Source organism: Saccharopolyspora sp. NPDC045941, from assembly GCF_056431445.1.
Genome location: NZ_JBWKKU010000023.1, coordinates 110,371 through 131,360, shown reverse-complemented (window position 1 = coordinate 131,360; position 20,990 = coordinate 110,371). Strand labels below are relative to the sequence as shown.

The following is a 20,990-nucleotide window of genomic DNA, read 5'->3' as shown; positions in this document are numbered from 1 at the left end:
GCCTTGCGGCACGTGTTCTCCGAGTCACCCAACGGCCCGACCGAAGCCTCTCCCGTCGAAGAAGCCCGGCGTTGATCATCATGAACCAATAGGTGTTCTCGTTGGTGCCGCGTAGCCAGGGCTGGCCGGGCGGGCAGAAGTAGACCGGCACGCCGGTGTCGGCGGTGAAGCGGGCGTGTTGGGACATTTCCTTGCCCTGATCCCACGCCACCGATTTCCACATGTCCTGTATGGACAAATGTGGCGGGAACTCGACCGCGGATTTCCGGGGCGCGGCGGGATTGAGCCGGAAATGGTGACGCAGGTCGTGGTCGAGGAGGGCGGGTAGCCGGGTGATGCCGTGGGCGAGGGCGTCGCGGACGGCCTCGGCGGTCTTGCCGTTCGGTAGGGCGAGCAGCAGCAGGTAGCGGGAGTGGCGTTCGGCGAGGGTGACCACGGCACCGCCGTGGGAGCCGAGGATGAGGTCGCCTTCCCAGTGACCGGGCACGGCCCGGTCGGCGGCCTCCGGTGGGCGCGCCGACAGCGGCACCCGGTCGGGGATCTGCCCACGCCCGTTTGTGTTGTTCGCGGCCCGGGCCGTGGCCGCGCGGGGCCGCCGCTGGCGCTGCTTGCGCCGCAGGTATTGGGTCAGTTCCGCTTTCAGGGTGCCTTTGGCCTGGACGAACAGGCTTTGGTAGATCGTTTCGTGGGACACCTGCATCTCCGGGTCATTCGGGTAGTCCCGGCGGAGTGTGGCAGCGATCTGCTGCGGCGCCCACCGCTGCTCCAGTCCGTCGGCCACCACTGCGGCCAGCTGCGGGTTCCCGGCCAGTTTCGGTGTCTTCGGCCGCTTTGCCCGCTGCCACGTAGCCTGGTCGGCTTCGGCTGCCCGGTACGCCGGCGCCCGCCGTTGCGGTTGATCTCCCGCGAGATCACCGACACGTCCCGGCCCAGCTCGCGGGCGATCTCCCGCAGGAACTTCCCTGCTGAAAGCCCCCGGGAGATCTCCTCCCGTTCGGCGAAACTCAACGCCCTCACCGCCCGTCGGCGTGGTGCGGGCGGGATCCCGCCCGCCGGCGCCACGATCCTGCTCACGGACTTGCGTGAAATCCCCAGCTCACGACTGATCTCCCGCTGACCGTATCCCTCCTGCCACAGCCGCCACACCTCATCGGCACACCGCCGCGCGACCGACACCCGCAACACCTCCACCAAGATCATTCCAGAGGTGTTGCACCGACCCCTTGAGACCAAGATTGAAACTGGCACCCACCGAATCGGTCCCGGTGAACAGTTTCAATTGAGCGTTTTTCATCCTGGTCGGCCCGCAGCCGCGGGTCGCAAAGCCACACGTCGATGAGCTGTCGCATGCGCCGCAGGCGCATAACCCACCTACGACACCCGCACCGCCGCGGGTTCTCAGAGGCTTCCTGGCGAGGACGGCCCTGACGCCGTTTATTGGACATACATCAGGAGGGGCACCCACAGTCCAGGGAGCCTCTGAGGTTCCGCCACCCGCACCGCCACGCAAAACGCGGTTGGAAAAACCTCATTGAAACTGCGGTTACTTGAGCAGGACGTCGGCGTCGAAGCAGGTGCGGTCGCCGGTGTGGCAGGCCGCGCCTTCCTGGTCGACCACCAGCAGGATCGTGTCGCCGTCGCAGTCCAGGCGGACCTCGTGCACCTGCTGGGTGTGGCCGGAGGTTTCGCCCTTGACCCAGTACTGCCGGCGGCTGCGGGAGTAGTAGGTGCCGCGGCGGGTGGTGAGGGTGCGGTGCAGCGCCTCGTCGTCCATCCACGCCATCATCAGCACCTCGCCGGTGCCGCGCTGCTGCGCGATCGCCGCGACGAGGCCCTCCGCGTTGCGCTTGAGCCGGGCCGCGATCGCCGGGTCCAGACCGCTCATCGAACAGTGATCCCTTCCGCCCGCATGGCGTCCTTGACCTCGCCGATCTTCAACTGTCCGAAGTGGAACACGCTGGCGGCCAGCACCGCGTCTGCCCCGGCGCGCACCGCGGGCGCGAAGTGCTCGACCGCGCCGGCGCCGCCGCTGGCGATCAGCGGCACGTCGACGACCTCGCGGACCGCGCGGATCATCTCCAGGTCGAAGCCGGCCTTGGTGCCGTCGGCGTCCATCGAGTTCAGCAGGATCTCGCCGACGCCGAGCTGCTGGCCCTTCGCGGCCCACTCCACGGCGCAGATGCCGGTGCCGCGCCGGCCGCCGTGCGTGGTGACCTCGAAGCCGGACGCCGTCGGCTGACCGCCTTCCGGCACGCGCCGAGCGTCCACGGACAGCACCACGCACTGCGCGCCGAAGCGCTGCGACGCCTCGCTGAGCAGCTCGGGCCGGGCGATGGCGGCGGTGTTCAGGCTGACCTTGTCCGCCCCGGCGCGCAGGAGCCGGTTGATGTCGTCGGTGCTGCGCACGCCGCCACCGACGGTCAGCGGGATGAAGACCTGCTCGGCGGTGCGCCGCACCACGTCGAAGGTGGTCTCGCGGTCCGACGAGGACGCCGTGACGTCGAGGAAGGTCAGCTCGTCGGCGCCCTCCGCGTCGTAGGCGTGGGCGAGCTCCACGGGGTCGCCGGCATCCCGGAGGTTGGTGAAGTTGACACCCTTGACGACCCGCCCCTGATCGACGTCCAGGCAGGGGATCACACGCACCGCAACGGCCATGTCCCCAGGGTAGAGACACGGCCGCGCGGCGCGGTGGATGGGGCGTTCAATCCTGAGCGCACCCGCACTCCAGCGGGCGTCAGCGCACCGCGGCGAGGGCCTCTTCGAGGGTGAAGTTCTGGGCGTAGAGGGCCTTCCCGACGATCGAGCCCTCCAGTCCGACCGGCGCGAGCTTCGACAGCTCCACCAGATCGTCCACACTGGACACACCGCCGGAGGCGATCACCGGCGCCTCGGTGCGGGCGCAGACCTCGCGCAGCAGCGCGATGTTCGGCCCCTGCAGGGTGCCGTCCTTGCTGACGTCGGTGACCACGTAGCGGCGGCAGCCGGCGGCGTCGAGCCGGGCCAGCACCTCCCACAGGTCGCCGCCGTCCTTGGTCCAGCCGCGCGCGGCCAGCCGGTGGCCCTGCTCGGTGATCCGCACGTCCAGGCCGACCGCGACCCGCTCGCCGTACTCGGCGACCACCCGGTCCGCCCACTCCGGGTTCTCCAGCGCGGCGGTGCCCAGGTTGACCCGCGCGCAGCCGGTGGCCAGCGCGGCCTCCAGCGAGGCGTCGTCGCGGATGCCGCCGGAGAGCTCCACCTGCACGTCGAGCTTGCCGGTCACCTCGGCAAGCAGCGCCCGGTTCGAGCCGCGGCCGAACGCGGCGTCCAGGTCGACCAGGTGGATCCACTCGGCTCCCGCGCGCTGCCAGGCCAGCGCGGCCTCCAACGGGTCACCGTAGGAGGTCTCGGTACCGGCAGCGCCCTGCACCAGGCGGACCGCCTGACCGTCGGCGACATCAACAGCGGGAAGCAGCGTGAAAGTCACGCCCCAACCCTACTGCCAGGGCTTCGGCCCCTTCACCGGCGGCTGCGCTCGGAGCGGACGACCGCGACGACGGGCACCGCGAGGACGATCAGCACGAGCATCAGGACCGCCCACAGCGGCACCCCGGCCTGCAGCAGGTAGGGCGCGCCGATCCCGGTGATCATCCCGAGTGCGAGCACCAGCGCGATCACCCGCACCGCCGTCGGCCCCAGCAGGCCGCCCCGGCGGGTCACAGGCTGCCCAGCCAGTTCCGCAGCAGCCGTGCGCCCGCCTCCCCGGACTTCTCCGGGTGGAACTGCGTGGCCGTCAGCGGCCCGTTCTCCACCGCGGCGACGAACGGTTCGCCGTGTTCGGCCCAGGTCACCAGCGGCGGCGCGATCGTCTCCGACGCCGGCAGCTGCCACTTGCGGACGCCGTAGGAGTGCACGAAGTAGAACCGGGTGCCCGGCTCGATACCGGCGAACAGGGTGCTGCCCTCCGGCGACTGCACGTCGTTCCAGCCCATGTGCGGGAGGACGTCGGCGTGCAGCCGCTCGACGGTGCCCGGCCACTGGCCGCAGCCGTTGGCCTGCATGCCGTGCTCGACGCCCTCATCGAAGAGCACCTGCATGCCCACGCAGATCCCGAGGACCGGGCGGTCGCCGGCCAGCCGGTGGTCGATGATCTTGTCGCCGCCGACGTGGAGCAGGCCCTCCATGCACGCGGCGAAGGCCCCGACGCCGGGCACGACCAGGCCGTCGGCCTCGGTCGCGGCACGATGGTCGGCGGTGACCTCGACGTCGGCCCCGGCGCGCTCGAGCGCGCGTTCGGCGGAGCGGAGGTTGCCTGATCCGTAGTCCAAGATGACGACTCGTGCCACGCGCCCAGGCTACCGCCCGGACGCATCGGCCCACGTCGCGGGCGGCAGCCGCGCAGGTCACCCCGCCAGGAACGACCGCACTGCCGCGCCGATACCGGTCGGGCCGAGGCCGTGCGCCGCATCGTGCTCCTCGGCGGTGCCGTAGGCCCGCAGTTCCAGGTCGCGGCGAACGCCCAGCGCGAGCACCCGGTGCGGGGTGTAGGCCAGCGCGTCGTTGACCTCGTGCGTCGACGTGCCGCGCAGGTAGGGCTCCACTAGCACCACGTCGGCGGTCGCCGCCCGCACTGCCTCCCGCAGTCCGCCGGCGTCGAACGGCCGGATGGTGGCGGTGTAGAGCACGGTCACGTCGAGCGTCGCCGTCGCCGCGAGGACCGGCCCGAGCATCGGGCCGACGGCGAGCACGACGCCCCGGCTGCCGCGCCGGACGGTGTGCCAGCCCGGCCCCGTCACCAGCGGCTCGGCGTTGACCTGCTCGGAGAGCCGCAGGTAGACGAGGTCGTCGGTGTCCATCGCCGACCGCAGCAGCGCCGAGACCTCGGCCGGGTGGCCGGGCACCTGCACGGTCCAGCCGGGCAGCGTGTCGATCAGCGCGACGTCGCCGGGGGCCATGTGCGTGCGGCCCGCGGTCGGGTAGTCGTAGGAGGCGCCGGTGCTGACCACGACGGCACCGACGCCCTGGTGATTGAGGTCGAGCTTGAGCTGCTCGAACGGCCGCTCCACCAGGAACGGCGTGATCGAGTGCAGCACCGGCCGCAGCCCGGTCAGCGCCAGCCCGCCGGCCACGCTCACCAGCGCCTGCTCCCGGATGCCGACGTTGAGCACCCGCCGCGGGTGGCGGGCGGCGGCGTCCACGAAGCGGTCGGCGGAGATCTCGGCCAGCACCAGGGCGACCCGCGGATCGGTGTCGAGCGCTTCGGTGACGGTGTCGACGAACGCTTCCCGCATCGTCGGGGCGGCCGTTTCGGTGGTCGGTGCGGTCATCACAGCTCCTTGGGTTCGACCTGGGCGACCACCGCGAGCGGGCGGTCCGGGTGGGTGTCGGCCAGCGCCGCGCGGAGTTCGGCGTGGTCGCGGCCGTTGACGGTGTGCGCGGCCCAGCCCTCGCGAGCGAAGCGGTCGGCGATGCCGCCCGGCCACCCGGTGCTGGAGGAGCTGTTGTCCACCACGACGGTGGTCAGCTGCCCGAGCCCCCAGCGGCCGGCGACCTGGATCGCCTCGTGGTTGCTGCCCTCGTCGAGTTCGGCGTCGCCGACGAGGACCACGACGCGCGGCCCGGTGCGACCCTGGGCGCGCAGGCCGAGCGCAACGCCGAGCCCGAGCGGCAGGCCGTGACCGAGCGAGCCGCTGCCGATCTCGACGCCGGGTGCCAGGACGCGGTCCGGGTGGAAGCCGAGCCGGGAGTCGAACTCGCCGAAGCGGGCGAGTTCCGCCGGGTCGAGGAAGCCCTTGGCCGTCAGCACGGCGTAGAAGGCCATCGGGCCGTGGCCCTTGGAGAGCAGGAAGCGGTCGCGGTCCGGGTCGTCGGGACGTCGCGGGTCGACCGACAGGATCTGGTCGTAGAGCACCCACAGCACGTCCAGCGTCGAGGTGGCGGCGGCGGAATGCTTCTCGTCGCCGGTCATTTCGCTCATCAGCGGGCGAAGATCGGCGTATCCGAACCCGGCCCTCGGTGCGGTGATCGTCATGCGACCAGGGTGGAACTTCAAGCGCACTCGAAGTCAAGCGGAAATACCTGCACTTTGGTCTAAGTTTTCGGTAACCTGGCGGACGTGTCGAAGCTACCGAAACTACTGACCATCGGAGAGGTGGCCCACCGCAGCGGTGTCGCCCAGACCGCATTGCGCTTCTACGAGCAGAAAGGGCTGATCGCCACCACCCGAACCTCCGGGAACCAGCGCCGCTACGACCGTTCGGTGCTGCGCCGGCTGGCGTTCGTCCGCTCCGCGCAGCGCGTCGGCCTGAGCCTGGAGCAGATCTCCGAGGCGCTGGCGACGCTGCCGGACGACCACGCTCCGACCAAGGCGGACTGGGCGCGGCTGTCGCGCCGGTGGCGCGACGAGCTGGACGCGCGCATCGACGGCCTGCAACGGCTGCGCGACCGCCTCACCGGCTGCATCGGCTGCGGCTGCCTGTCGCTGCGCCTCTGCACGCTGCACAACGCCGACGACAAGCTCGCCGAATTCGGCCCCGGCGCGCCGCTCCTGCGCCCGGCGGCTGACCGCACCTGACCACCCCGCGCCACGTGTTGCCGCAATTTCAATGGAAATCGAAGGTCCAATTTCCATTGAAATTGCGGAAGTTGTCCACAGGCACCCGGGGTTGTCCACATCCTTCGGCGTGTCGGGGGTGCGGTACACCGGTGGTCCGCAATTTCCATTGAAATCGAAGGTTCGATTTCAATGGAAATTGCGGCGTTCGGGACGGTCTCCTGGTTCCGTCGCCCGTACCCGCACACCTGGCCGGGCCGGGCCCGGGCCTCCGGTCAGGCTTCGCCGATCCAGCGGTACGCCATCTCCGGCCGGCCGACCGCGCCGTAGAGCGGGCGGCGGTCGGCCATGCCGTTGTTGACCAGGTATTCGAGGTACCTGCGGGCCGTCACCCTGGACACCCCCGCGGCTTCGCCCACGGTTCCCGCCGGGGCGCCGTCGGGGTCGGCGCGCAGCGCAGAGACGACCGCCGCGAGCGTCTCCTCGCTCATGCCTTTCGGCAGCTCCGCGCGGTCGACGCCGCGCAGCGCGGAGAACGCCCGGTCGATCTCGGCCTGGCTGCTGACTTCCCGGTCGTCGTCGAGGCTGGCCCGGAACCGCGCGTAGTGCTCCAGCTTCTCCCGCATCGCCGCGAAGGTGAACGGCTTCAGCAGGTACTGCACCACTCCGCTGGACACCGCCGCGCGGACGACCTTGAGGTCACGGGCCGATGTCACCGCGATCACGTCGGCGTTGCTGCCCGCGGTGCGCAGCGCCCGCGCGACCTGCAGGCCGTCCATGTCGGGCAGCCGCAGGTCCAGCAGCACCAGGTCGACCGCGGTGCGCTCGACGAACCGCAGGGCCGCCTGCCCGGTGCGGACCCGGCCCGCGACCGCGAACCCGTCGAGCCTGTTCACGTAGGCCTCGTGCGCCTCGCCGACCAGCAGATCGTCCTCGACTACCAGGACCGAGATCACCGCGCCACGTCCGTCCCCGCTCGGCCGGGCAACCGGACGGTGAACACCGCGCCGCCGTCGTTGTGCACCTCGATGGCGCCCCGGTGGCGGCGCACACTCTGCCCGACCAACGCGAGCCCGAGCCCGCGGCCGTCCTCCTTCGTCGACCAGCCGCGCTGGAAGACCCGCTGGGCGCTGTCCGGGTCGACGCCCGGCCCGTTGTCGGCGACCCGGATCAGCACACCGTCCGATGTGGACCGGATGGTCACCTCGACGCTCGGGCGCGAGCCCTCCAGCGTCGCCTCGACGGCGTTGTCGATCAGGTTGCCGAGGATGGTCACCAGGTCGCGGGAGTCGATGTGCTCCAGGTCGACGTCGTCGATCTCGGTGCCCGCGCCGAGCACGACCTCCACGCCGCGCTCCCCCGCCTCGGCGCTCTTGCCCAGCAGCACCGCCGCCAGCACCGGCTCGCCGACCGCGCCGACGACGCGATCGGTGAGCTGCTGGGCGAGCCGGAGCTCGTCGGTGGCGAACGCGACGGCCTCCTCTGCGCGGCCCAGCTCGATCAGCGAGACCACGGTGTGCAGCCGGTTCGCCGACTCGTGGGCCTGGGAGCGCAGCGATTCGGCGAAGCCCCGCATCGAGTCGAGTTCGCCGCTGAGGGCCTGCAGCTCCGTGTGGTCCCGCAGCGTGACGACGGTGCCCAGGTCGCGATCGCCGCTGCGGATCTGCGAAACGTTGACCAGCAGCACGCGGTCGTCGGTCAGGTGGACCTCGTCGCGCACCGCCCGCCCCGCCGCGAGGGTGTCCACAAGGGACACCGGCAGGCCGAGCTCGGACACGTGCCTGCCTTCGGTTTCGACGGGATCCAGCGAGAGCAACACAGCGGCCCCATCGTTGCACAGGGTGATCCGCCCGGAGGGCGCCACCAGCAGCAGCCCTTCGCGCACCGCGTGCAGGATCGCGTCGTGGTACTCGTACATGCGGCTGAGCTCGGCGGGGCGCAGCCCGTGGGTGTGGCGCCGCATCCGGGCGCTGACCAGGTAGGTCAGCAGCCCGCCGACCAGCAGCGCGGCCGCCGCGACCACGACCAGCGCCGTGACCCGCTCGCTGAGCTCGGCGGTGAGCATCCGCACCGTGATGCCGTCCGACACCAGGCCCACCAGCCGGTGCGCGTCGTCGTAGACCGGCACCACGGCGCGCACCGACGGGCCGAGGGTGCCGGTGTAGGTCTCGGTGAACACCTCCCCGGCGAGGGCCTGCTCGATGTGCCCGAGGAACCGCTGCCCGATCTGCGCCGGGTCGGGGTGCGTGTAGCGGATGCCCGCCGGGGACATGATCGTGATGAAGTCGACCCCGGTCTCCGACCGGACGCGTTCGGCCAGCGGCTGCAACGTGGCGGTCGGGTTCGGCGCGGTCAGGCCGTCCCGGACGGCGGGCTGCGCGGCGAGCGTGCGGGCCACCGCGACGACCTTCTCGGTGGCCGCGTCGTCGTTGCGCCGGCCCGCGTCGTACCAGGCCAGCACGGCACCGGCGAGGACGACGACGGCGACCACGACCACCTGCAGCACGAAGAGCTGGCGGGCCAGGCTCCAGCTGGGCCGGACGCGGCCGAACCAGTTCCGGTCATCGGCGGTGGGCATCACGGATCCGTGTCGGAGATGTGAACACAATGAACAGAAGCGTGACGCCGACGATACCCGGCGCAGATAGTCTCTCCCGGCCGGACCGTGACCTGGGACACGGCTGGTACGAGTGTGACCCGGTAGCCCAGTAGGAGTGCAACAGTGGCAAGCAAAGACGCTGCGCAGACACGCCGTCGGGATCGAACGCATTACCTGTACATCGCGGTGATCGTCGCCGTGCTGGCCGGCATCGCGGTCGGCTTCCTCGCGCCCGACCTCGGCAAGGCTCTGAAGCCGCTGGGCACCGGGTTCGTCAACCTGATCAAGATGATGATCTCGCCGGTCATCTTCTGCACCATCGTGCTCGGCGTGGGAGGTGTCCGGAAGGCCGCCAAGGTCGGCAAGGTCGGCGGTCTCGCGCTGGCGTACTTCATGATCATGTCCGTGGTGGCGCTGATCATCGGGCTGCTGGTGGGCAACGTGCTGCACCCCGGCGAGGGCCTGCACATCACCGAATCGCTGCGCGGTCAGGGCGTGCAGCAGGCCGGTGAGGGCGCCGAGAGCACCACGGACTTCCTGCTCGGGATCATCCCGCACACCCTGGTGTCCTCGTTGACCGAGGGACAGGTGCTGCAGACGCTGCTGGTGGCGCTGCTGGCCGGTTTCGCGCTGCAGGCGATGGGCGACAAGGGCACCCCGATCCTGCGCGGCATCGAGCACATCCAGCGGCTGGTGTTCAAGATGCTGGCGATGGTCATGTGGGCGGCGCCGGTGGGCGCGTTCGGCGCGATCGCCGCGGTCGTCGGCGCGACCGGCGTGCAGGCCCTCAAGGGCCTGGCCGTGATCATGCTCGGCTTCTACATCACGTGCGTGCTGTTCGTGTTCCTGGTGCTGGGCCCGGTGCTGTGGCTGTTCGCGCGGGTCAACATCTTCTCGCTGCTGCGCTACCTGGGCCGCGAGTTCCTGCTGATCGTGTCCACCTCGTCGTCGGAGGCCGCGCTGCCGCGGCTGATCGCGAAGATGGAGCACCTCGGGGTGAGCAAGCCGGTCGTGGGCATCACGGTGCCGACCGGCTACTCGTTCAACCTGGACGGCACCATGATCTACCTGACCATGGCGTCCCTGTTCATCGCGAGCGCGATGGGCGACCCGCTGTCGCTGGGCGAGCAGGTCGGGCTGCTGCTGTTCATGATGATCGCCTCGAAGGGCGCGGCTGGTGTCAGCGGCGCCGGGCTGGCGACGCTGGCGGGCGGCCTGCAGTCGCACCGGCCAGAGCTGCTGGACGGCGTGGGCCTGATCGTGGGCATCGACCGGTTCATGTCGGAGGCGCGGGCGCTGACGAACTTCGCGGGCAACGCGGTGGCGACGGTCCTCATCGGCGCGTGGACGAAGGAGATCGACCGCGGCCAGATGCAGCAGGTGTTCTCGGGAGGAAGCCCGTTCAACGAGCAGTCCTTCGTGGACGAGGGCCACGGCGGCGCGACCAGCGAGGGCGACGAGCCCGAGAAGGAACCCGTCACGGCGAAGATCTGACGCTCCACAGACGAAGGGCGCCCCCGGCTCGGTCGGGGGCGCCCTTCGCGCGTTCAGGCTCAGCCGTAGATCATCCAGCCGATGCCGCCGGCGGTGGCCATCAGCGCGGCGACCGCGAGCACCACGGCGAAGAACCGGGCGGTCTTCCACGTCGCGTAGACGCCGCCGATCAGGAAACCCGCGACGGCCAGCAGGATGATCGGCAGGTAGCTCTGCATCACCACTCCCCTCAACCCGGCCAGCGTACCGAGGGGCGCGGGCTCAGCCGGTGACGCCCGGGGCTCCGTTCTCGACGCGGCCGGTGGCCCGGCGCCGGAACGACCGGTCCTGCGCGGCCGTCACCTCGACGTCGTACCAGCCCTGGTCCGTCGGCCACGCCACCGACTCCGCGCCGCCCGCGGCGAGCCGGACCTCGCGCTGCTCACCGGGCGCGTAGCCCAGGGCTCGCAGGCGCACCGTGATCGGCTCGGCGCCGCTGTTGCGCAGTTCCAGGGACAGGCCGCCGGTGCGGGCGTCGGGATTCGTCCGCACGTCGAGGCCCGCGGCCTTGCCTTCGCGGGAGCCGCTCAGCTCGAACCAGAACCGGTTCGGCCCCTGCACCGCGAGCCGGTACTCCTCCTTCGCCGGCACGTTGACCACCTGCTCGCCGCGAACGTCCACATGGGACGGTCCGGGCAGCTCGCCCGCGTACGCGTAGATCGCGAAGTGCGCCGATCCGGCGCCGGCGTTGCCCAGCCGCAGCGCCACCGCTTCCCCGTTCAGCGCGGCGGAGACCTGCGGCTGGTACGGCAGGGCCCGCGCCGGGCTGCGGCCCGGCTCCTGCAGCGGGAGCGCCTGCTCCGCCGGCGGCTTGGGGTGCCAGCGCTCGATCGGCTCCGGCACCGGGCCCGGCTCGGCGGGCTTCGGCGGCTTCGCCGCGTTCTCGAAGTCGAACACCGAGGTCAGGTCGCCGCACGCGGTGCGCCGCCAGGAGCTGATGTTCGGCTCCTGCACGCCCGTCCAGCGCTCCAGCAGGCGCAGCACCGACGTGTGGTCGAAGACCTCGGAGTTGACGAAGCCGCCGACCGTCCACGGCGATACCACGGTCATCGGCACCCGCGGGCCGAGGCCGATCGGCCGGCCCTCGAAGTAGTCGTCGCCCTCGCCGGATCCGGGCTTCGGCGGCACCGGCGGCGGCACGTGGTCGAAGAAGCCGTCGTTCTCGTCGAAGTTGAGCAGCAGCGCGGTCTTCGACCAGATCTTCGGGTCGGCGATCGCGTCCAGCACCTCGTAGATCAGGTTGGCGCTGCCGACCGGCGTGGAGCTGCCCGGGTGCTCGGAGTCCACAGCGGACGGAACCAGCCACACCACCTTCGGCAGCCGGTCCGCCTCGATGTCGGCGCGGAGCCGCTCGACCAGGGTGCCCGGCCTGCTGCGGTACATCGCGCGGTCGAACAGGCTGCGCTCGGCGTCGGTCAGCGCATCGCGGCCCGCCTCCAGCTGTTTGAGCAGCCGCTGCTGCTCCTGGGCGGGCTTGTCGAACAGCGCGGTGTAGAACTCCTCGGTGGTGCGGAACTCGCCGTCCACCGCGGCGAGCATCTTGCGACCGATCGCCTTGAAGGTCTTGAAGTACTCGACGGAGTTGTCGGTGAAGTTGTCCCACTCCTGGTAGATCTGCCAGGGCACCCCGGCCTTCTCCAGCCGCTCCGGGTACGTCGTCCACTCGTAGCCGGCGTGGTCGTAGCTGTAGGCGGCGTTGGTGACGGCCCGCTTGGTGGTGCCCGGCTCGTAGCCGGTGGTGCCGGAGAACAGGTAGTTCCGGTTCGGGTTGGTGGAGCCGAAGACCGAGCAGTGGTAGGCGTCGCAGATGGTGAAGGTGTCGGCCAGCTCGTACTGCAGCGGGATGTCCTGCCGCTCGTAGTAGGTCATGGTGGCGGAGGTCTTCGCGGCGACCCAGTCGTTGTTCCAGCCGCCGGCCCAGGCCTTGCCGCTGCCGCCCCAGCTGTGGTCGAGGTCGCCGAGGTACTGGATGTCGGAAACCGGCCGCCCCTCGCGCTCGGCGCCCTGCCGCAGCGAGAACGGCAGCACCTCACCGCCGATGGCGGGCTGCTGGAAGACGGACCGCCCATCGGGCTGCTGCAACGGCAACCGGTCGCCGTAGCCGCGAACCCCGCGCAGCGTGCCGTAGTAGTGGTCGAAGGAGCGGTTCTCCTGCATGAGCACGATGACGTGCTCGACAGCGTCCAAACCGCCCTGGGGAACCTGCTTCGCCATGGCCTGGTGCAGCGAGGGCGGCAGCAGCGAGGCGGCGGCAACGCCACCGGCCACACCAGCGGCCCCGGCCAACACCCGACGTCGAGAAACCTCAGTCACGAGCGGACATCGTCACCGAAGAAAGCCAAGCGGCGTAAGACCCGCAGTGACGCAACGGTGAACCACCGACGTCAGCCAAACGGCGCAACGGTAGGCATTCCTAACACCACGGACCGTGGTGATCAGGCGAGGCCGAAGCGGGCGCGCTCCTGATCGGTGAGACGCCGCGCTCATCCGCCTCGCGGAGCAGCCGCCCCCGCGCGGAGAGTGCTGATCAATGTACTCTCCGCACTGTCGTACCAACAAGAAGAGGCGCCCTCGACCGATTCAGCCGGTCGACGGCGCCCCTCTAGAAAAGACTCGCGCCTACAGGGCGCCCTTCGTGGACGGGACCACGCCCGTGAAGCGGGGGTCGGGTTCGACCGCCGCGCGGAGGGCTCGGGCGATCGCCTTGTACTCGGCTTCCGCGATGTGGTGCGGGTCGCGGCCGTGGATGACCCTGGTGTGCAGGTTGATCTGGGCGTGGAACGCCAGGGACTCGAACACGTGGCGGTTCAGGACGAACGGGTAGTTCCCGCCGATCGTGAAGCTGTTGTACTGCTCGGGTTCGCCCGTCATCACGCAGTACGAGCGGCCCGAGACGTCCACCGCCGCGTGCGCGAGGGTTTCGTCCATCGGGATCCAGGCGTCGCCGAAGCGGCGGATGCCCTTCTTGTCGCCGAGCGCCTGGCGCAGCGCCTGGCCGAGCACGATCGCGGTGTCCTCCACCGTGTGGTGCGCGTCGATGTGGGTGTCGCCGGTCGACTTCACCTTGAGGTCGAAGGCCGCGTGGGTGCCCAGCGCCGTGAGCATGTGGTCGTAGAACGGCACCGTGGTGTCGATGTCGACCTGCCCCGTGCCGTCGAGGTCGAGTTCGACCAGCACCGAGGATTCCCTGGTGGTGCGCTCGACCCGCCCGATGCGGGTCCCGGGCTGGAATGTCACTTGCTGATCTCCTCGCTCACGACCTTGCTCGCCGCCAGGAAGACGTCGTTCTCCTCCGGCGTGCCGATGGTGACCCGCAGGTGGCCGGGGATGCCGACGTCGCGGATCAGCACGTCGGCGTCCAGGTAGCGCTGCCAGGCGCGGTGCGCGTCCGCGAACCGTCCGAAGAGGACGAAGTTGGCGTCGCTGGGCACCGGCGAGAAACCCTGCTCCCGCAACGCTTCCACGACCCGCTCGCGCTCGTCGATGAGCGCCTGCACCGAGCCGAGGGTGGCCTTGGCGTGCCGCAGGGCGGCCCGCGCGGCGGCCTGGGTGACGACCGACAGGTGGTACGGCAGGCGCACCAGCAGCAGGGCGTCGATCATCGCCGGGGCGGCCGCCAGGTAGCCGAGCCGGCCGCCGGCGAACGCGAACGCCTTGCTCATGGTGCGGCTGACGATCACCTTCGCCGGGTACTCGCGGATCAGCTCGATCGCGCTGGGCCGGGCGGAGAACTCGGCGTAGGCCTCGTCCACCACGACCACGCCGGGCGCGGCGTCGAGGACGGCGCGCAGGTCGTCCTGCGACACCGACTGCCCGGTTGGGTTGTTCGGGCTGGTCACGAACACCACGCCGGGCTGCTTCTCGGCGACGATGCGGGCGGCCTGCGCGCCGTCCAGGCTGAAGTCGTCGCGGCGCGGCGCCGGCACCCAGTCTGTGCGGGTGCCCGCGGACAGGATCGGGTGCATCGAGTACGACGGTTCGAAGCCGAGCGCCGTGCGCCCCGGCCCACCGAATGCCTGCAGGATCTGCTGCAGGACCTCGTTGGAACCGTTGGCCGCCCACACGTTCTCGGTCGCCAGCGCGACACCGGTGGCCTTGGTCAGGTAGGCGGCGAGATCGGCGCGCAGCGCCTTGGCGTCACGGTCCGGGTAGCGGTGCAGCGCCGTCGCGGCCTCCTGCACCGCGGCGGTCACGTCGTCGACGAGTTCCTGCGGCGGCGGGTAGGGGTTCTCGTTGGTGTTGAGCCGAACCGAGACGTCCAGCTGCGGCGCGCCGTAGGGGCTGCGGCCGCGCAGATCGTCCCGCAACGGCAGGTCGGCCAGCGTCGTGTCGGCGCCGGGCACGTCACTCATGGGTTCTACCTTCGGTTGTTCCGGGCGCTCAGCGGGGGAAGCGGGCGGTGACCGCCTGGCCGTGGGCGGGCAGGTCCTCGGCGTTGGCCAGCGCCACCACCTGGTCCGCGACGTCGCGGAGCGCCTGCTCGCTGTAGGCGATCACGTGGATGCCGCGCAGGAAGCTCTGCACGCTCAGGCCGGACGAGTGCCGCGCGCAGCCGCCGGTGGGCAGCACGTGGTTGGAGCCCGCGCAGTAGTCGCCCAGCGACACCGGCGCGTACGGGCCGACGAAGATCGCGCCCGCGTTGCGCACCCGCGCGGCCACCGCTTCGGCGTCCGCGGTCTGGATCTCCAGGTGCTCGGCGGCGTACGCGTCCACCACCCGGATCCCGTCCTCCACAGTGGACACCAAGATGCAGCCGGACTGCACGCCGGCCAGCGCGGTGCCGATCCGCTCGACGTGCTTGGTCTGCGCCACCTGGCGCTCCAGCTCGGCGTCGACCGCGTCGGCCAGCTCTTCGGAGGTGGTCACCAGCACGCTCGCCGCGAGCGTGTCGTGCTCGGCCTGGCTGATCAGGTCGGCGGCCACGTGCACCGGGTCGGCGGTGGCGTCGGCGAGGACCGCGATCTCGGTCGGCCCGGCCTCCGAGTCGATGCCGATCAGGCTGCGCAGGTGCCGCTTCGCGGCGGTCACGTACACGTTGCCCGGCCCGGTCACCATGTCCACCGGCACCAGCTCGGCGCCGTCGGTGTCGTGCCCGCCGTAGGCCAGCAGCGCCACCGCCTGCGCGCCGCCGACCGCCCAGACCTCTTCGACGCCGAGCAGCTGCGCGGCGGCCAGGATCGTCGGGTGCGGCAGGCCGCCGAATTCCGCCTGCGGCGGGCTGCACACCACCAGCGACTCCACCCCGGCGGCCTGCGCCGGGACGACGTTCATCACCACGCTGGACGGGTAGACCGCCAGGCCGCCCGGCGCGTACAGGCCGACGCGCGCGACCGGCACCCAGCGCTCGGTGACCGTGCCGCCGGGCACGACCTGCGTGGTCGTGTCGGTGCGCCGCTGGTCGTCGTGGACCTTGCGGGCGCGGGCGATCGACTCCTCCAGCGCCGCGCGCACCGCCGGGTCGAGCTCGTCGAGGGCGCGCCGCAGCTCGTCGGCCGCCACCTTCACCCGTTCCGGTCGAACCGCGTCGAACTTCTCGGTGAACTCCAGGACGGCCGCCACCCCGCGGTCGCGGACCGCCTCGATCACCGGCCGGACCCGATGCAGCACGTGCTCGACGTCCATCTCGGCGCGCGGCAGCGTCGCGCGCAGCTCGACGGTGGACGGAACGCGACCGCGCAGGTCGGTACGGGTGAGCATGTGCGTCCTTCCAATACCCGGGGGCTACACCGACCAGGGTAATCGCCGCCGGGCCCCGCCGTCCCCGAACCCGGTCGCAGGTCACCCGGGACGCGCGCGGAATGGGAAAACGTCAACGGCAGACCATTGTTCGCCAGTGGGTTGCCAACATCGGGCGTCTCCTAGAACCTGCCAACATCACCACCAGTGATCGATCGGAGACCCGATGTTCAGCTCACGGCGCAAGGCAGTGACCGTGGCGGCAGCCGCGTGCCTGGTCCTGCTGGCCCCGATCCAGGCCAGCGTGTCCGCGGAGCCGACCGGGGCGACCGCCGCCCAGGACTTGGCCACCTACACCGTTCCCAACACCGACAGCAAGACGCGAACCGAGATCAACCGCACCGGCGCCCAGGTCATCGCGGTGTCCGGCGCGGTGGCCACCGTGGAGGCCACACCGGCGCAGGCCGAGCAGCTGCGGGCGGCCGGTTTCGTGCTCAACGACGAGACCAAGGTCGCCGACGCGCTCAAGCGGATCAACCCGGCGCAGGCGCAGCAGGTGCCCGGTGACTTCCCGCCCGGGTACGAGGGCTACCACAACCTCGACGAGATGAACGCCGAGCTCGACACCGTGGTCAAGGACCACCCGGACATCGCGTCGAAGTCCAGCATCGGCAAGTCCTTCGAGGGCCGCGACATCCCGGTGCTGAAGATCAGCGACAACGTCGGCCAGGACGAGGACGAGCCGGAGGTGCTGTTCAACTGCAACCAGCACGCCCGCGAGCACCTCACCACCGAGATGTGCCTGCGCATCGCCAACCGGTTCACCGACGACTACGCGGGCGACCAGGCCGTGAAGGACGCCGTCGACAACCGGGAGATCTGGATCATCCCGGTGGTCAACCCGGACGGCTCGTCCTACGACGTGGAGTCCGGCCAGTTCCAGGGCTGGCGCAAGAACCGGCAGGACGCCGGCACCGACCTCAACCGCAACTGGGGTTACAAGTGGGGCTGCTGCGGCGGCTCCGATGACGACCCGAACGGCGAGACCTACCGGGGCACGGCCGAGTGGTCGGCGCCGGAGACCGCGGCGATGCGCGACTTCATCGACTCGCGGGTGGTCGGTGGCGCCCAGCAGATCAAGGCCGCGATCGACTTCCACACCTACTCCGAGCTCGTGCTGTGGCCCTTCGGGCACACCAGCGACGACGTCACCGAGGACATGACGCAGGAGGAGTACGACCGGTTCGCGCGGGTCGGCGGCGAGATGGCCCAGAGCAACGGCTACACCCCGCAGCAGTCCAGCGACCTCTACGTCACCGACGGCGACAGCCTGGACTGGATGTGGAGCCAGCACAAGATCCTGGCCTACACCTTCGAGATGTACCCGGCCAACGGCGGCGGCATCGACGGGTTCTACCCGCCCGACGACGTGATCGAGAAGGAGACCGCCCGCAACGACGCGGCGGTGGACATCCTGATCCGCGAGGCAGGCGCCTGATCCGGTGAGAGGGGAAAAGGGCCCGGGGTGCCACGGCACCCCGGGCCCTTCCTCCTACCGGGCGGCTCCCGGCCGAGGCCGATTTGGTCTTCGTCCTGAAGCGGCGCAGCCGCTTAGCCCACCTACGCACCTTGCACCGCCGCGGGTTCACGGTGCCCACCCCTCCGGGGTTCTCCCAGCGAGGACAGCCCCGACGTGGCGAATTGGCATTCATGATGTCGGGGATCCCACAGCGAGAAGACCGCAGCAACTCCCGCAGGGGGCCGCCACCCGCACCGCCACGCAAACCGAGCCTGGAAACAGCCATTTGGATAATGGCGGTATGGCCGCCGAACCTGCCACCACCGTGGCCGAGCACCGATTCATCCGGCACGGCACCTGGCTCATCTGCCCGTTGCTGGGCGCGCTGCTGATCTGGCTGCTGCGGATGGCGGCGGGCTGGGTCGCCGGGCTGCCGTGGGCTCCGTTCCAGGGCGTTTTCGAGCTCGCCGCGTCGGTGCCCGATCCGTGGGGCACCGTCGGCGCCGTCGCCATCGGCTTGATCATCGGGCTCGGCTTCGCCGGGCTTATGGCGCAGGAGCGGTTGACCGTCACCGTCGAGCCCGAGCGGGTGACGCTGGCCGTCGGCAGCTCGGCTCAGCACATCGCGCGCGACGAGATCGGCTCCGTGTTCCTCGACCGCAAACACCTGGTGGTGCTGGACGAATCCGGCGCCGAGCAGGCCCGGCAACCGTCCGATTTGGACTGGACGAAGCTGCGCCGGGCGTTCGTCGAGCACGGCTACCCGTGGCGGGAGAAGGACCCGTTCGCCGGCCACTACGCCCGGTGGGTCGAGGACACCCCGGAACTGCCGCTGCGGATCAACGCGCTGATGGCGGCCCGCGACCGCGCGCTCCGCAAGCGCGACCGAAAGGAAGCGGCACTGCTGCGCACCGAGATCGCCCAGCACGGAATCCTGGTGCGCGACGAGAAGAAGCACCAGTACTGGCGCGCCACCAGCTGAGCTCGTGAGCGATTCATCCGCTAGGAGCCCGAATTCTCACTCACGAGCCTGCTGGAGGGTGACGCGGTTGCCCTCGCTGTCCAGGAACGTCGACCACCAGCCCCACGGCTGCCGGACCGGCGGCTCCGAGAACTCGACGCCCTTCGCCGACAGCTCGCGGTAGGTCTGCTCGATGTCGTCGGCGTACAGGAAGAACGTGGCCGACGGAACTCCGTCGTAGACCGGGAAGATCGCCTGGTCGGTCTCGCTGGCGCTCAAGATCAGCGTCGAAACGCCGTCGGGCGCGGTGACCTCGACCCAGCGGTTGCCCTCGTCGTCGTACGGGGCGTCGGTGGTGACGGTGAAGCCCACTGCCTCGGACCAGAACCGCTTCGCGCGCTGCTGGTCGCGCACCGGAACGACGACCTTGCTGATGCCCTGGACGACCATGAATGCTCCTCCCGTTCGGCTGATCACATCATGGCCGTCGGCGTCGCGGGCCGCAGCCGATCGCGCGTTTTCGGCAGCGATCGCCGGAGGCTCGCGTCCGCCGCTGGTGGAACAATCGGAAGATGGACGGTGTCGTCTGGAACCTCGCGCTGGTGCTGCTGTTCGTGCTGTTCGGCGGCTACTTCGCGGCCGCCGAGATCGCGCTGGTGTCGCTGCGCGAGAGCCAGGTCCGCAAGCTCGCCGAACGCGACCGGCGCGGCGCCCGGGTGGCCAAGCTGCGCGCCGATTCCAACCGGTTCCTCTCCGCGGTGCAGATCGGCGTCACCTTCGCCGGGTTCTTCGCCTCCAGCTACGGCGGCGCGACGATCGCGGTGCGCCTGGAACCGATGCTGGCCGGGTGGGGCCTGCCGATCGGCCTCGCCGCGTCGGTGGCCCTGGTGCTGGTGACGCTGTTCGTCTCGTACCTGTCGCTGGTGCTCGGCGAGCTCGCGCCCAAGCGGCTGGCGTTGCAGAAGTCCGAGGGCGTCGCGCTGGTCACCGCCGGTGTGCTGGACCGGCTCGCGACGCTGTTCCGGCCGCTGATCTGGTTCCTGTCGAAGTCCACCAACGCGGTGGTGCGGCTGATGGGCATCGATCCGCGCGCCGACGCGGACAAGGTCAGCGAGGAAGAACTGCGCGACATGGTGCGCACCAACGAGCAGCTGACCATCGAGGAGCGGCGGCTGCTCAGCGACGCGTTCAAGGCCACCGACCGGGTGCTCGCCGAGGTGATGGTGCCGCGCACCGAGGTCGACTTCCTGGACCGCACCACGCCGCTGCCGGAGGCGATCGCCGAGGTGGCGGGCAAGCCGCACTCGCGGTACCCGGTCATCCGGGACACCGCCGACGACATCGTCGGGTTCATCCACGTCCGGGACCTGCTCGCCACGACCCACGGCGGCCACGAGGCGCGCACGGTCGGCGACCTGACCCGGCCGGTGACAGCGCTGCCGGCCAGCAAGCCGGTGCTGGCCGCGCTGTCGCAGATGCGGCGGCGCGGCGGGCACCTGGCCGTGGTGATCGACGAGTACGGCGGGACCGCGGGCATCGTCACCGTCGAGGACCTCGTGGAGGAGGTCGTCGGGGAGATCTGGGACGAGTACGACCCCAGCGCCGCGCCGGTGCGTCCCAAGGGCGACGGGAGCTTCGAGGCCGACGGCCTGCTGCACCGCGCCGATTTCGAGCAGCAGACCGGGATCGCGCTGCCCGACGGCCCCTACGACACGGTGGCGGGTTTCGTGGTCAGCCGCCTGGGCCGCGTCCCGGCCGAGGGCGACTCCCTGGAGGCCCTGGGGCACCGATTCACGGTCCGCACGATGGACGGCCACCGCGTCTCCCGGCTGCTGGTCACGAAGCTCCCCGACGAGCAGTGACCCGTGCCGGGGTTCGCAGTTTCAGTTGAAACTGCGAACCTCCGGCGAGTCGGACCACGACACGCCGGAGGCTGTGGACAACTCCCGCAATTTCAATGGAAATCAGAGGTCCAATTTCCATTGAAATTGCGGACATCCGGGTCAGGACAGCAGCAGGAAGAGGGATCCCACGACGATCCCGATGACCACCACGACCGCCGCGGTGATCATGAGCGCCCGCATCTTGGGGCGGTCGTCGCGGACCTCGGTCTGGGCCCGTTCCCGCCACTGCATGAAGGTCGTGCCTTCGCCCTCGCTCAACGTCGACT

At 70.6% G+C, this 20,990-nt stretch carries 21 protein-coding genes and 2 pseudogenes; 5 read left to right on the top strand and 18 right to left on the bottom strand.

From position 1 onward, the window contains the following. The 9 genes and pseudogenes from AC07FN_RS20490 to AC07FN_RS20450 all read right to left on the bottom strand — a co-directional run. A pseudogene (locus AC07FN_RS20490) lies at positions 1–817 on the bottom strand (IS30 family transposase); the annotation flags it as partial. Positions 818–900: 83 nt separating this feature from the next. Then, positions 901–1,200, bottom strand: a pseudogene (locus AC07FN_RS20485) (helix-turn-helix domain-containing protein); the annotation flags it as partial. Between the two features lie 343 nt (positions 1,201–1,543). After that, positions 1,544–1,885, bottom strand: coding sequence for a phosphoribosyl-AMP cyclohydrolase (hisI, locus tag AC07FN_RS20480; RefSeq protein WP_452618532.1), 342 nt, complete (start codon positions 1,883–1,885; stop codon positions 1,544–1,546). After that, a complete protein-coding gene (gene hisF, locus AC07FN_RS20475) occupies positions 1,882–2,655 on the bottom strand; it encodes an imidazole glycerol phosphate synthase subunit HisF (RefSeq protein ID WP_478397026.1) in 774 nt (257 codons plus the stop codon). Before hisF ends, hisI begins: the two co-directional genes overlap by 4 nt. Positions 2,656–2,734: 79 nt before the next feature. Continuing rightward, positions 2,735–3,466: a bifunctional 1-(5-phosphoribosyl)-5-((5-phosphoribosylamino)methylideneamino)imidazole-4-carboxamide isomerase/phosphoribosylanthranilate isomerase PriA gene (gene priA / locus AC07FN_RS20470; RefSeq protein WP_478397025.1), complete on the bottom strand. Its 732-nt coding sequence runs from the start codon at positions 3,464–3,466 to the stop codon at positions 2,735–2,737. 32 nt (positions 3,467–3,498) lie between these two features. Next, positions 3,499–3,699, bottom strand: coding sequence for a hypothetical protein (locus AC07FN_RS20465; protein WP_452618529.1), 201 nt, complete (start codon positions 3,697–3,699; stop codon positions 3,499–3,501). Next, a complete protein-coding gene (gene hisH / locus AC07FN_RS20460) occupies positions 3,696–4,325 on the bottom strand; it encodes an imidazole glycerol phosphate synthase subunit HisH (protein WP_358576508.1) in 630 nt (209 codons plus the stop codon). The genes AC07FN_RS20465 and hisH overlap by 4 nt, the downstream gene beginning before the upstream one ends. Positions 4,326–4,382: 57 nt before the next feature. Further along, positions 4,383–5,306, bottom strand: a complete 924-nt coding sequence (locus AC07FN_RS20455) for a transketolase family protein (RefSeq protein ID WP_478397024.1) — start codon at positions 5,304–5,306, stop codon at positions 4,383–4,385. Further along, complete coding sequence (locus tag AC07FN_RS20450) at positions 5,306–6,010, bottom strand: thiamine pyrophosphate-dependent enzyme (RefSeq protein ID WP_478397023.1); 705 nt, start codon at positions 6,008–6,010, stop codon at positions 5,306–5,308. Before AC07FN_RS20450 ends, AC07FN_RS20455 begins: the two co-directional genes overlap by 1 nt. 84 nt (positions 6,011–6,094) lie before the next feature. Here AC07FN_RS20450 and soxR point away from each other — a divergent pair, with 84 nt between their 5' ends. Continuing rightward, positions 6,095–6,553, top strand: coding sequence for a redox-sensitive transcriptional activator SoxR (gene soxR / locus AC07FN_RS20445; protein ID WP_478397022.1), 459 nt, complete (start codon positions 6,095–6,097; stop codon positions 6,551–6,553). 254 nt (positions 6,554–6,807) lie between these two features. On the opposite strand, the gene AC07FN_RS20440 is transcribed toward soxR, so the two are convergent. Continuing rightward, on the bottom strand, positions 6,808–7,488 hold the full coding sequence (locus AC07FN_RS20440; RefSeq protein ID WP_478397021.1) for a response regulator: 681 nt from the start codon (positions 7,486–7,488) through the stop codon (positions 6,808–6,810). Next, on the bottom strand, positions 7,485–9,110 hold the full coding sequence (locus AC07FN_RS20435; RefSeq protein WP_478397020.1) for a sensor histidine kinase: 1,626 nt from the start codon (positions 9,108–9,110) through the stop codon (positions 7,485–7,487). Before AC07FN_RS20435 ends, AC07FN_RS20440 begins: the two co-directional genes overlap by 4 nt. Before the next feature lie 144 nt (positions 9,111–9,254). Between AC07FN_RS20435 and AC07FN_RS20430 the strand changes: the two genes are divergently transcribed. Then, positions 9,255–10,625, top strand: coding sequence for a cation:dicarboxylate symporter family transporter (locus AC07FN_RS20430; protein WP_478397019.1), 1,371 nt, complete (start codon positions 9,255–9,257; stop codon positions 10,623–10,625). 59 nt (positions 10,626–10,684) lie between these two features. Here the strand turns inward: AC07FN_RS20430 and AC07FN_RS20425 are convergent, their stop codons facing one another. The 5 genes from AC07FN_RS20425 to hisD form a co-directional block, all read right to left on the bottom strand. After that, the gene (locus AC07FN_RS20425) at positions 10,685–10,858 is read right to left on the bottom strand and encodes a hypothetical protein (RefSeq protein WP_452637016.1); all 174 of its coding nucleotides are present in this window, start codon (positions 10,856–10,858) and stop codon (positions 10,685–10,687) included. A gap of 28 nt (positions 10,859–10,886) precedes the next feature. After that, positions 10,887–12,977: a phosphocholine-specific phospholipase C gene (locus tag AC07FN_RS20420; RefSeq protein ID WP_478397018.1), complete on the bottom strand. Its 2,091-nt coding sequence runs from the start codon at positions 12,975–12,977 to the stop codon at positions 10,887–10,889. Between the two features lie 306 nt (positions 12,978–13,283). Beyond that, positions 13,284–13,901 (bottom strand): imidazoleglycerol-phosphate dehydratase HisB, encoded by a 618-nt coding sequence (gene hisB, locus AC07FN_RS20415; protein WP_132485576.1) that lies wholly within the window; start codon positions 13,899–13,901, stop codon positions 13,284–13,286. Further along, positions 13,898–15,016: a histidinol-phosphate transaminase gene (locus AC07FN_RS20410; RefSeq protein ID WP_478397017.1), complete on the bottom strand. Its 1,119-nt coding sequence runs from the start codon at positions 15,014–15,016 to the stop codon at positions 13,898–13,900. The genes hisB and AC07FN_RS20410 overlap by 4 nt, the downstream gene beginning before the upstream one ends. 28 nt (positions 15,017–15,044) lie before the next feature. Beyond that, entirely contained in the window at positions 15,045–16,361 is a 1,317-nt protein-coding gene (gene hisD / locus AC07FN_RS20405; RefSeq protein ID WP_478397016.1) for a histidinol dehydrogenase, read from the bottom strand. A gap of 205 nt (positions 16,362–16,566) precedes the next feature. On the opposite strand from hisD, the gene AC07FN_RS20400 reads away from it, so the two are divergent. Beyond that, positions 16,567–17,838 carry a M14 family metallopeptidase gene (locus AC07FN_RS20400; RefSeq protein WP_478397015.1) on the top strand — a complete coding sequence of 424 codons (1,272 nt, stop codon included), beginning with the start codon at positions 16,567–16,569 and terminating at the stop codon, positions 17,836–17,838. Between the two features lie 322 nt (positions 17,839–18,160). Next, positions 18,161–18,841 carry a YqeB family protein gene (locus AC07FN_RS20395; protein WP_478397014.1) on the top strand — a complete coding sequence of 227 codons (681 nt, stop codon included), beginning with the start codon at positions 18,161–18,163 and terminating at the stop codon, positions 18,839–18,841. Between the two features lie 36 nt (positions 18,842–18,877). Here the strand turns inward: AC07FN_RS20395 and AC07FN_RS20390 are convergent, their stop codons facing one another. After that, entirely contained in the window at positions 18,878–19,270 is a 393-nt protein-coding gene (locus AC07FN_RS20390) for a glyoxalase superfamily protein (protein WP_478397013.1), read from the bottom strand. A 122-nt stretch (positions 19,271–19,392) separates the two neighbouring features. Between AC07FN_RS20390 and AC07FN_RS20385 the strand changes: the two genes are divergently transcribed. Further along, complete coding sequence (locus AC07FN_RS20385) at positions 19,393–20,682, top strand: hemolysin family protein (protein ID WP_478397012.1); 1,290 nt, start codon at positions 19,393–19,395, stop codon at positions 20,680–20,682. A 141-nt stretch (positions 20,683–20,823) separates the two neighbouring features. On the opposite strand, the gene AC07FN_RS20380 is transcribed toward AC07FN_RS20385, so the two are convergent. Next, entirely contained in the window at positions 20,824–20,982 is a 159-nt protein-coding gene (locus AC07FN_RS20380; RefSeq protein WP_165968129.1) for a hypothetical protein, read from the bottom strand. Positions 20,983–20,990 lie beyond the last annotated feature (8 nt).